This window comes from Herpetosiphon gulosus, assembly GCF_039545135.1.
GTDB classification, from domain to species: Bacteria; Chloroflexota; Chloroflexia; order Chloroflexales; family Herpetosiphonaceae; genus Herpetosiphon; species Herpetosiphon gulosus.
In genome coordinates, this window is sequence record NZ_BAABRU010000012.1 from 108,941 (window position 1) to 121,258 (window position 12,318).

The window sequence follows — 12,318 nt, forward strand, 5'->3', positions numbered from 1 at the left end:
AAGTAGGGTGCTAATAAAGATAACACCCTACTTATGAAATTATCTTATTCTCATCGAATTCGATAACACTCAGGATGTGCTCTACTATAAGTTATACAAGTATCGTCTGAGGCAGAACCAAATGCTTCATACACACCTAATGAATCCCAAATTTCTACCCATAAATCCCACATTTCTTTCAAATGGCCTTTAAGAGTGGGGATTCCTAAATATACGGTACCAGCATCCAAAAAGCCTCTTACCGTCCAAATTGATGGATTCATTAGGGTTTTAAAGAAAGCCTTAGGATTTCTTAGCATGTTTCCCGCAGTAAGCACACCATAGATATCAACAGCTATAAAGAAGCTCGTGCGTACAAACCTGAAAGCACGACCAGCACCACGGCACAGTGATCCCCAAAAACCTTTTCCACACTTAATATGACCACTTGGGTCAATATAGATTAAAGGATTATTGGATACATAGCTATATCTGTTTAGAGATTGAGCATTTTGGGGACCCCAATAAGATTTAATCTGATTAGAATTTTTCTCGTCATCACTAAGTTGAAACCAAAATCCTTTGGTTTGGATAAATCGTAATTCTTCACCTAAAGAGTTGATAAATAGTGTTTCATGGAAATCAACAGTCAAAGGGCTAAGAGCTTGGGTATCATCTCGGCCTATTGAATTTGCAGAACCGCCTTCGCCTGATGTGGTACCGGGCACGATACTATCAGCACTCACAAAACGGGCAATTGCCGCATCGTAGTAGCGAGCGTTGTAGAACAGCAAGCCTGTGCCATCGTCTTTGCGTTGACCAGTGTAGCCAAACTCAGTGCTGGTGAGGTTGCCACTGCGGGTTGCACCCCATGGATCATAGCGTTCAGCTTCGATCACGATACCACTGTTATTGGTAATAGCTCCAACCGAACCAAGGTGATCAACATGGAGATAGATTATGCTACCGCGATTGCTCGTGCTTGGGTTACCTGTAGTGGTACGAGCAGCAACACCTGCATAGCTAGAAACAACTTTGCCATCGCTCCAGTATTCAACGCTGCCAATGTAGAGCACACTCTTGACTGTTCCGCCAGTCGTGGTGGTTTTCTTGACGCGATCATTATCACCGTCATACTTGTAGGTTTCGGTGACGGTGCTGGTGCTAATTTGGGTTGGCTGGTTTTCGATGTTCCAAGTATAGCTGCGTCCACCACCGTTGACCATGTTGCCGTTGTTATCATACGTGTAGCTTTGTCCACCAACGCTGGAAACGGCGTGCGGTTTACCATTGGTATAGCTATAGCTTACACCTGCTTTGGTGGTGATATTGCCAAGCACATCGTAGCTGTAGCTTTGATTGAAGGTTGCACCGCCAATACACACGCTGCTACTGCTGCTCGTAACGGCACAAGCATTCGTTACGCGCTCCCGATGATCATAGCTGTAGCGCATAATTTCGTTCGCGTTCAAGCTATCCATCGAGGCAATCGTTTGCACATTGCCAGCGAGATCATAGGTAAAGTCGCGGCGGAAGCGCTCTTGCAAGGTGGCAACATCGGCAGTGATCGTGCTGGTTAAGCGTTTTGAAAGTGCATCGTAGCTATATTGGGTTTGTTGGCCATTGCCAAAGATTTCATGGGTTTTTTGGCCTAAGGCATCGTAGCTCACATTGCTTTGGAAGACTTCACCAAGGCTTGAACTGAGGCCATTTTGACGGCCAGCCGCATCATAGCTATAGGTGATGATTTCGCCAGTTGGGTAGACGACGGTATTTGGTTTCCCATCAGCACGATAGGTGTTATAGGTGCTATAGGTTGTGCCATCAACGGTTTGATCAATGGTTAGAATTTCGCCCCGTGGTGTGTAGCCATAGGTCGTGCTGCCACTGGCATCGGTCATGGTGGTTAGTTGGCCTTTGCCATAAGGATATGATCCACCAAATTGGTCGTAGGTATAACTGGCAAGTGTGGTTACGCCTTGCTTTTTGGCCGTCAAACGGTTGAGTAAATCGTATTCGAAACTCAAGGTTTGGTTTTTGGCATCGGTTTGGCTGGTCAGATTGCCATCAACATCGTAGCCATAGCTCCATGCACCCATGTCGGGGTCGTTCATGGTCAGCTTGCGACCTAATGAATCGTAGGTCATGTTGGTTACATTGTTGCTGGCATCGGTGCTGGTAGTCAACAAGTCAAGCGGGCTATAGGTATAGGTTGTCATGCCATAGCTGGCCCAGGTGGTGGTGTAATTGCCAGTACAGCTGAAGTCGCTCAAGAAGGCAAAGCTTGTACAATTGCCACTGAGTTCCTGCACCTGCACCAACCGCCCAAATTGATCGGTGCGATGTTGCGTCCGATTGCGATTGGGGTCAATCGTATCGACCAAACTGAGGTTATTGTATTGCCAGTAGCGTTTGGTGGTTTTGGCCCCATCGGGAGTGGTTACGGTTAACAAGCGACTGAGACTATCATAGGTCTTGGTCGTCCAATTTACCCCGCTGCCGGGAACCGTTGTGTAAACCCCGAAGGTGCCACTGGTTTCGCTGACATAGCGTGGTTGTGATTCTTGAGTAACTTGGTTCAAACCATCATATTTGGTGTCAACCACAATATTTTGGCTGCCATCGATACTTTCTTGTTTGGTTTGAATCTTGCGGCCTAAACCATCATAGAACTGACTACTAATCTGAACGCCACTTAATCCAGCATGCTCGCGGGTTTCCGTCCAATAGCGGAAGGGCAGGGCGCTATCGGCATAGTAGGCTTTGACGGTTGGCAAGGCACTACTATCACCTGGCTTGATTAATGCGGACATACGCCCAAAGACATCATATTCAGCGTTGGTAATATTACCATTAGCATCAGTCACACTGGTCAAGGTGCCCATACGATAATCATAGCCAGCGCTTTCGTTTAAGCTTGGGCTATTGGTGTTGCCAGTTGGTTGGCCCACACTGGTTGAGAAGGCATGGAAGTTTGGATCGTAGGTTGTGGTAACCGTGCTGCTGCTTGAGCCATTACCTGGTGTGCTAAATGTGGTGGTTGAACCATTGAACAAGCGCGTGCCTGGTTGAGCATAGCTTGTAACCGTGGTTTGGTTGCCATAGGCATCGTAGCCATAGCTGGCATCGCTGCTGGTGAGGGTTACGCCAGTTGTGCTGGTTGATAATGGCACATTATTGTATTTGCGCACCAAGGTCAGCAAGCCACGCGTCCCAACCGCTGGAGTCGTTACCGCGCCATCGTAGCGATTTTCGGTCAAGGCCAACAAGCGATTTTGACCATCGCGGATAACTTGCGTGGTCAAGCGATCAACAATATAGGCCGTGCTTGTATTGGGTGTATAAGTATTGGTGGTTGAGCGATAGACCGCGCCACTAACATCCAACTCTTCAACTTTGGTGACATTGCCATACTGCACGCCACCTTGATTGGCTGGGTCGTAGTAGTATTTGGTGCGGTTAACGGTTGCCGTAGGGCCGCCAGCAGGAGCGGGATCATAATTGACGCTGAATGATTCGTTGGTGTAATCAAATGAGCGCCACAAGCCTGCGAATGGCGATTCCATAAACCCATAGAATTCGACCATATAGAAATTGCCGCTTTCGCGCAACATCGTACTGGTTGTGCCTTGGCGTTGAACCGTGCGATATTCCTTGCCTTTCAAGATTTCGCGGTTACGAATTTCAATGAAACAGGCATCCGTTTCCATCTGTGAGCCATACACGGCTGGGTTACAAGTGGTATCGCCTTGATAGAAATAGTGGTCGGTTTCGTTACCGTTGGCATCACGCTCAGTTACCTTGGCATGACCACGGAATTCGCTATAAGCTTTATGCACCAACCATGAACTCATATCGGTGTTATTGCGATACTTGTTGTAGTACAAAATCGCGGAGTTAGCGTAGGTTTGGGTGGCTAAGCTCCCAGGATCTAAGATCGACCCCAGCGAATTCAGGGCAGGGCTGGTGTAGCTATAGTTGGTGGTGTAGCTATTGCCGCGCCCGTCAGTGGTGGTTTTCGCCGTTACCCGACGATAGTTTTCGAGGAATCGATTGTTGACAACAAAACCGATATTTTCATAGGTAAAGGTCAGCGTTCCACCTTGACCATTATTGACACTGGTCAAGCGGTTCCACGCACCTAATGGATAGTGTTCATTTGTCCCACGATCTGTCCCATAGGTAAAGGTGGTTGCTGGCAAGGCGCTTGTGCCATTGTTACCCACCCGTTGGATACTCTTGAGGGTGAGTTTTTGGCTCGTGGTGTCGGGTGAGCCAACCCCATTGGCCTTGATTGATGCGTCTGAGAGCGTACTATAATCGTAAGCCAAGTTATATTGACGCACTAATTCCCAAGCGCTGCTTGGTTTGCTATAGACCTTGATCGTATCGAGTTGGCGGCTCTCGCGTGGTGCTCCTGATGGTCCACCAAGCTGATTAGGAGCATTTTCAAACGCTAAATCACCAGTCCGTGTTGATGAATTAAACTCAACTTTATAGCGATCACTTGCACCTGTGCCGCTATTGGCTCCCCACGTGATATTGGTTGGCCAAATTTCACGATCAACGGTGCCTGCAATCCCATTACAGGTTGTACGGGCGAGGCTATCGCGACCATAGTTGTAGGTGATTACGTTGTTGTTGACATCGGTGACACTTGTGAGTAACCATTTATAGGTTTCCATGCTGGCAGCGCCATCAACGGCACAGGTATCCCAGCCCCACCATGCATCGTCAACAAATTCGTACTTGGTGCCATCTTTGGCCCACACTCGCCAGCCATAGCGTTTGAGTGGCGCACCATAGCGGCTCCCACCGCGGCTTGCGGTCGAATCACCAAGCTCAAAGGCCGTTACTTTGGCAAAGGTTTCATTGACTGGTGTCCATGTCCAATGTGATAGATTGGCTTCAACCGGCGAGCCAACTAAGGCTGCTCCACGGGTAACATCGAATGATTGGCCATTGAACACTAATGAATAGTACGTTCGGCCATCGGCAACCTTATTCGACGAGACTGAGCCAGTATCCAAACTCCAGCCACGGCCAACCCAGCCTGCTTGTTGCTTGGCGCGTAAGCCGCCCTTGCCATCGGTGCTGCTACTGCTATAGCTCAAAGCAACATTGGGTTTGATACCGCCTGGGCCTGCTGGCACATCAATTGGGTACGATGAACTGGCAGCACCAGTGAAGAGGCTGGTTTGCCAACCTTGCAGGCTTGGCAAGAATGCCTCTGATGGCGACGAACCATCGCTGAGTTGGTAATTGCCACCAGCCGCAATCCGTGCCACCGCAGTGCGGTTTTGCAGATCAAGGGTCGTTGGGACAACCGTCCACGTGTTGGCGGTTTCATCGTAGGTCATGAGGGTTAAGTCACTGGCCGACATGCCAAGGGCCAGCAATTGGGCCTCGGTGTAACGGACTTTCAGCGTCATTTCGCCAGTGTTGGTGGTGCTGGTGACGCGAAATGCTGGTAAGCCGCGTTGCGGATTTGGCTTGGCGACTTTGACCAGCGGTTCAATCGTCAGGGTTGTGTCAGCCGTTGGTTTGGCAATGGCAACTTCGATCGCAGCATCAAGGGTTCGAACGGTTGTTGCACTACTGCCGCGGCTTGCTGTTACCGAGCGAGCGGTGCTGGGAGAAGCAATGATCGCCCCAGCGCGTGATTGAACGGGTTGCTCTAATTTCGCTGCACCGACTGAAGCGGTAGTCAGAATAACCCCATCAGGAGCGTGATTGACTTGGACTTGCACACCCATGCGTGTGCTTTTATGCGCCGCAAGTGTGGACAACGACCACTCCCAATAGCTCCCATCAGCGGAAAGATTGGCCTTGGTGAGGGGTGTGGTATGGGCTGGAACTGGCAAGCGAACCACAATATCTGAGGCAACTAAATTGCCAATATTATTGAGATCAAGGGTTAAGCCGAGGGTTTCGCCAACGGCAACTAACGAGCGCTCGGTGTGCAAGGTTACATGCAAACTTGGCGCACTGCGTTCGCGGACAGTCGCGACTAAGGGTGATTCTGGGGTTGACGATGGTGTGGTTGGATTGGTATCGCGTGATTGAGCGGCAATTGGTGACGCTGGAATAGTTGAAGCGGTCACCGCAGCTAATAACGCCCCTGAAACAGTTCGTTTCAGGCGTGATGATAGTGACATAAATACTCTCTCGATAAAAGTAAACGCGTCAAAAAAGCTTAGTGCATAGCGACATGCACCAAAGGAATGGAAAAGAGGCCAAATCAAGTTAAACAATCGCTTATTAAAGATTGGCTAACTAATAGTATTTAATTGAGATTAATTGGAATACAAAAAACTCTCTTGTTCTCTGTAGCTCTTGATGCTCTCAACATCAACAACATGCCCTAGTTGAGGACATAACCTTACCTGCATCTCAAACAACTCGTTGTAGGTTTATCCTCCTAATCCAAATTACTCATCACGGCCATTTTACATGCTTTAATCAATTTTGCAAGGGTGAATTCTAACATAGTACTAACCAATTTCTAGCAGAACATTAAGCAATCAAGCAATCTGGATCATACGGTACAATCAACCTAGTTGCTTGTAGTTTGGTGGTTGAGGTTGGATTATGTGGTTCAAACGCCTGGCGTTGGTTGGTATGGGGTTGGTTGGGCTAAGTTTGCTGCTCTTGATTGGCAATTCAATCAGTTTGCGGCTCTTTGGGCAGGTTCAACAAATTGATGTTGGTAATTGGGGTGACCAAAATAGCGTTGCTGGCGGCTTTGAACAAGAGCAGAATGCGCTGGGCGAAACCTATCGTTGGACACAGTCCGAGGCTTGGGTTCGGGTTCAGGGCTTCGATTCGGCTAGCTCGCGCTTGCTTAGCTTGCAAGTTGGCGGTGTACCAAGCAGTTTGCCAGTTACCGCAACCATGCAGGTTTCAACGAATACGGCCAGCGTTGCTTTGCCACTAGTCCAAACTGCTCGCCAATATCATCTGTTGATTCCACCAACCCGCCAGCGCGATTGGCAAGTGCGGTTCGACGTGCCTACCCAACAAGTTTTGCCCGACCCACGATTTTTGGGTGTGCGCCTTGATCATGTGCAGATTCAGACCCCAAGCAATGTTTGGACCATAGTTCATTGGCAATTATTAATTGTACAACTGGCAATTGTTGGTAGCATCGTTGGGTTATTATGGTTGTTGGTTGCCGATTGGCAGACAATTATTGGTATAAGCTGTATTACAATTTTGGTTCTGCTCACAATTACTGGTAAATTTGTTTTGGTGGCTTGGGCTTGGCAATTGCGTTTGTTGGTTGTAACTATTGCTGCAATGCTGTTAATAGCTTGGTCCCGCTCATTGATTCAAAATCAGATTAGGCCCTTGCTAACGCCATATCAATATCGGTATTTGATTATTTTTAGTGTTATTGGCTTTTTTATTCCATTAATTAGTATACTATTTCCAAGTTTTGGCTCGCATGATCGGATCATTCATGCTGATCGTTTGGATCAAGTAGCTCAAGGTTCAGCATTATTATTAGATAAATTGTATGAATTTCAGGGCCGCGAAACCATTACTCCAACCACATTTTATCTATTAACACTGCCACTAAAATCGTTTTTTAATAATAATGGATTAATTATCGAAGGATTGTACACATTTTTGCATGCAAGCAGTGGGATTCTTTTGGCAGTTACGTTATTGCGCTGGAAGGTTCGGCCAATTTTCGCACTTGCCGCCATGATCTTAATCTCGGCAATGCCGCTTCAAATGACAATTTTATGGTGGGGCTTTGCGCCTCAAATTGTTGGGCAATGGCTAATGCTTTTATTTTTGGCCAGTTTTAGTTTTCAATCGACTCTGCGTCCAACATTATTGAGCATTAGCGTGCTCAGTGTGGCAATATGGATGCATAATGGGGTTGCTCTTTTAGCAGGAATTTGGATTACTAGCTATTGTTTATTGGGATTTTGGCTTGATTCTGCTCAACGTGAATATTATCGAGCTTGGTTTTTGAGCTTACTCGGAATTAGCCTGATTGGATTATTGGCAATTTATATTGATCTTTTTATGACAACAGGTGCAAATCAACAACGGGTAGTTACGTTTACTCAATATCTGCCAGCGGTGATCAACGGATTATCAGCTAGCTTTGCACCAATTGGGATTATTTTTATGGCAATTTTAGGCTTATTGCCATTTCTTAAGTTGGAGCAATCAAAAAAACTACTTCTTAGCGCGAGTGGATTAACCTTTTTATTATTTATTGCAGTCGATATATTTTTTGGTGTACAGGTACGTTATAGCTATTTCATTCTGCCCTTTCTAGTGATAATTATGATGGTATTTATCGAACAGCGATTAAATACCATAAAATATACTGATTATGTTGTGGTTATGCTAACGTTGCTCTTGTATGGCTACAATTTATATCCTTGGTACGATGCGATTATCTATGGTGTAAAGCCAAGTCTGTTAGGGCTGACTCACTAGCCTGCCAAGCTTCGATCAAGCGAGCTATGCTACAATAGCAGCTTAGGACAATCTGCTAGGGCTGATATATTATGCGAATCTGGGCTATTGCCGACTTGCACCTTGCTGGCGGGCAGGATAAACCAATGGATGTCTTTGGTGCTCATTGGCGTAATCATGCTGCAACCATCGCCAAGGCTTGGCACGAATCCGTTGCCGCCGATGATTTGGTGTTGATCGCTGGCGATATTTCGTGGGCCATGCATCTGAATGATGTTCGCGCCGATCTCGCTTGGATCGAGGCACTACCCGGCAAAAAGGTGCTGTGCAAGGGTAACCACGATTATTGGTGGAGCAGCAAAAATAAGGTTCGCGCCATCTTGCCGCCCTCGTTGCAGATTGTCGATTGCGATGCAGTAGTTGTCGATCAGATTGTCGTTTGTGGTACGCGTGGTTGGGCTGTGCCTGGCGACCGTGATTTTGATAAAACCACCGATCAGCGGATTTATGAGCGCGAACTTGGGCGTTTAGAACGAGCCTTGGCCGGAGCACAGGTGCTGGCTGAGGAGGTTCGCCCGATCTATGTGTTATTACATTTCCCGCCCTTCCGCGATGGCCAGCCAACCGAATTTGCCAAACGCATCGCCGCCGCTCATGCTCATACCTGTGTTTATGGCCACCTCCACCAAGCTGAACAATGGGCCAATGCCACAACTGGCCAGGTCGAAACAGTTTTCTATCAATTAACTGCCTGCGATGCCCTCGGTTTTAAACCGCTGCTATTAACCGATAATCCTTAAGTTTTTCTAAAGATCCTCTTGACAAATCATTGTTTCTTAATATATCTTTACTTTGGGAGCGGTCTCAAGATAAAAATTAACCGTGATGCTGCTCAAACGTCCTCGCCATCATCGCACCAGCCTGCCGCATCGCACCTGTGATCAAGGAGGATCGATGAACAGCCGACGACGTTACTGGTGGATAGTAGTGATGCTAGGATTAATTGCGGGACAATTCAGTTGGTGGCAGTCAAGCAGTGGTCAAACCAGCCCCCAAACATTACGGGCAGCTGCTGGCACGTTTTTAATTGGCAGCGCTGCTGATAGCGATTTTTGGAACTTCAGCGATCGCGCTCAATATGAAGCAATTTTGGGCGGTCAGTTTAATATTTATACTCCAGGCAACCAATTAAAATGGGATGCCGTGCACCCTCAACGTACAACCTACAATTTTGCGCCAGTTGATCGGCATATTCAAATTGCCAAAAGCTATGGCCAGCAAATCCACGGCCATACCTTGCTCTGGCATCAGCAAAACCCAAACTGGGTAGCCAACCAAAATTGGACAGCCAGTGAGCTAACCAGCATTTTGTATGATCATATTGATACGGTGGTTGGTCGCTACAAAAACGATATTGCAATTTGGGATGTGGCCAACGAAGTGTTTGATGATAGCGGCATTTATCGGCGCTCGTTCTGGTATAACATTATTGGCCAAAATTATGTTGAATTGGGCTTCAGACGTGCCCGCCAAGCCGATTCAGATGCAGTGCTGATTTACAATGATTACAACATCGAAGAAATTAACGCCAAATCGAATGCAGTCTATGCCATGGTCACTGACTTTTTGGCGCGGGGTGTGCCGATAGATGGGATTGGCTTTCAAATGCACTTGCTCGGTTCTGGCATCAATTACAACAGTTTTGCTCAAAATATGCAGCGCTTTGCTGATTTGGGCTTGAAAATTTATGTAACCGAAGCCGATGTGCGTTTGCAATTGCCCGCCACAAGTGCAAGTTTGGCCCAACAAGCGACGGTCTATCAAAATGTGCTTGATCGTTGTTTACGCCAACCAGCCTGCCAAGCCTTCCAATTTTGGGGCTTTACCGATAAATATTCGTGGGTTCCGAATACCTTCCCAGGCTATGGGGCGGCCTTGATCTACGATGAACAATACAATCCCAAGCCAGCCTATACCGCCATTTACAATCGTTTATTGCAAGGTCGGGGCGGCACTCCAACCCCAACGAGTGCCCCAACTGCTACGCGCACCCCAACAACGCAACCGACGGCGGTTCCAACCAACACGCCGACTAGCAGCCCAACGCCCACCCAAACAGCTCCGCAACCAAAGTTGATTTTGAGTGCGCCCAGCCAAGTGACGCTTGGGCAAGTCTTTACCTTGACGATTCAATACGTGAATATTGGCTTGCAATATACCACCGTAACCAGCAGCCCAGCTGGCTTGGTGCAACTTGATCCACCGTTGAGTATGCCTTGTAAATATAACCAACACCCAACTCAATGCAAAAATATCACCTTTAAAGCAACCGCACTTGGCACAGTTCAATTGAGTGCTAGTGCAACCGGCGAAGTGCCAAGTGCTGGTGGTGGTTGGGCTTGGGGTTCGGCGTTTGCCCAAAATCCAGTCAGCGTCACGATTGTTGATACTATTCCTACCAATACGCCAACTCCAACCCCTAGCCCAAGTCCAACTCCAACTGGTGGTGGTTGCCGTGTCAACTATGCTATCAACAGCCAATGGGGCAATGGCTTTGTGGCCAATGTGACGGTGACCAATGCAAGCAACACGCCGATCAATGGCTGGGCGCTCAATTGGAGTTTTGCGGGCAATCAGCAAATTAGCAATGCTTGGAACACTAGCCTAACCCAAACTGGCAACGCGGTTGTAGCCCGTAACGCTGGCTGGAACAACCTTATTGCGGCGCAAGGCTCAGCCTCATTCGGCTTCCAAGCCAGCTATAGTGGCACAAATACCATTCCAACCAGTTTTAGTTTGAATGGGGTTGCCTGCAGCATCGTTCCATAACAAGCTTAATTAAATGTCAATAGCCCCTACTTAGATTAGTATTAAGTAGGGGCTACGTATTCGATCTAGCTTAATCAAGCTAATCAGGCTAAAATTAAGCTTATGAAAAAGCAGCCAAAACGCCCAAATTTAATTGGTTTGATTGAACAGCGCCAGTTTGCTGAGGCCTTAGCCGCGTTGAAAAATTTCGGGCCTTGGTCGCGAGAAACTTTAGATCAAGCGTTAATCGCAACAGCAGCAACAAATTCGCTCAACGTGCTTGATAGTTTGCTGAGTGCAGGGGCCAACCCAAATCGGGCTGATCAATTTGGACGAACTGCGTTGCATTGGGCGGCTGAGCTTGCTAATACTGCCATAATTGTGCATTTGATAGGCTTTGGTGCAATCATTCAAGCAACGACCAACTATGGCTATAGTGTGTTGCACTATGCAGTTTTAGCCCGCCAAGCAGGCTTAGTCGAACGATTGCTGGGATTGGGGGCTGATCCGACGGCCCAATTATCAGCTGGCTGGCAGGCAACTTGGACGGCGCTGCATTTCGCCTATGCGCTTGAAGATTGGCGCTGTATTGGATTATTGACCCCACTAACTCCTACGATTGTGCCGCCAGCTGTCGATGGTCATCGGATTAAAGGTACTTATGATGTGGTTATGGCAACCAACGATTGGCATACTCCACGCCCTATTAGCTCAATGACCCAGCGTTGCCCAGCATGTGCTGAATTGATGATCTACAATACTGGGCATACTTTTGATGATTCAGGTATTTTGGCTGATCGAATTGAGTTATATAGGTGTGCCAACTGTGGTGAGCAATTTTGGTCAGATAGTACTGCCCGCCGAGCACAGCCATTGCATCCAATCGATACGTTTGATTTCAAACGTGGCGAAAGAAAGATTCTCAAAAGACGTTGAGTAGTGTTTGTTGGCTAAATACATAACATTATGATTATTTACTTAGTAAGCCCATAAGATGAAAGACTGAACAGAGTGCCGAAGTACTTAGAAGAAACCAAGAACGAACAGGATTCATTTTTTTGCGAAGCACTATCCATACACCAAAAATGA

At 47.4% G+C, this 12,318-nt stretch carries 5 protein-coding genes; 4 read left to right on the plus strand and 1 reads right to left on the minus strand.

Annotated features, from left to right (window positions below):
* Nucleotides 1–50: 50 nt before the first annotated feature.
* Nucleotides 51–6,137 carry an RHS repeat domain-containing protein gene (locus ABEB26_RS16935; protein ID WP_345723223.1) on the minus strand — a complete coding sequence of 2,029 codons (6,087 nt, stop codon included), beginning with the start codon at nucleotides 6,135–6,137 and terminating at the stop codon, nucleotides 51–53.
* Between the two features lie 433 nt (nucleotides 6,138–6,570).
* On the opposite strand from ABEB26_RS16935, the gene ABEB26_RS16940 reads away from it, so the two are divergent.
* The 4 genes from ABEB26_RS16940 (at nucleotide 6,571) to ABEB26_RS16955 (ending at nucleotide 12,165) form a co-directional block, all read left to right on the plus strand.
* The gene (locus tag ABEB26_RS16940; protein ID WP_345723224.1) at nucleotides 6,571–8,442 is read left to right on the plus strand and encodes a hypothetical protein; all 1,872 of its coding nucleotides are present in this window, start codon (nucleotides 6,571–6,573) and stop codon (nucleotides 8,440–8,442) included.
* A 71-nt stretch (nucleotides 8,443–8,513) separates the two neighbouring features.
* Entirely contained in the window at nucleotides 8,514–9,221 is a 708-nt protein-coding gene (locus tag ABEB26_RS16945) for a metallophosphoesterase (protein ID WP_345723225.1), read from the plus strand.
* A gap of 154 nt (nucleotides 9,222–9,375) precedes the next feature.
* The gene (locus ABEB26_RS16950) at nucleotides 9,376–11,250 is read left to right on the plus strand and encodes an endo-1,4-beta-xylanase (RefSeq protein ID WP_345723226.1); all 1,875 of its coding nucleotides are present in this window, start codon (nucleotides 9,376–9,378) and stop codon (nucleotides 11,248–11,250) included.
* A 102-nt stretch (nucleotides 11,251–11,352) separates the two neighbouring features.
* Complete coding sequence (locus ABEB26_RS16955; protein WP_345723227.1) at nucleotides 11,353–12,165, plus strand: ankyrin repeat domain-containing protein; 813 nt, start codon at nucleotides 11,353–11,355, stop codon at nucleotides 12,163–12,165.
* The last annotated feature ends 153 nt before the right edge of the window (nucleotides 12,166–12,318 follow it).

Coding starts and splice junctions, on each gene's coding strand:
- ABEB26_RS16935 (WP_345723223.1), bottom strand. CDS start 6,137: ATGTCACTATCATCACGCCTGAAACGAACTGTTTCAGGGGCGTTATTA.
- ABEB26_RS16940 (WP_345723224.1), top strand. CDS start 6,571: ATGTGGTTCAAACGCCTGGCGTTGGTTGGTATGGGGTTGGTTGGGCTA.
- ABEB26_RS16945 (WP_345723225.1), top strand. CDS start 8,514: ATGCGAATCTGGGCTATTGCCGACTTGCACCTTGCTGGCGGGCAGGAT.
- ABEB26_RS16950 (WP_345723226.1), top strand. CDS start 9,376: ATGAACAGCCGACGACGTTACTGGTGGATAGTAGTGATGCTAGGATTA.
- ABEB26_RS16955 (WP_345723227.1), top strand. CDS start 11,353: ATGAAAAAGCAGCCAAAACGCCCAAATTTAATTGGTTTGATTGAACAG.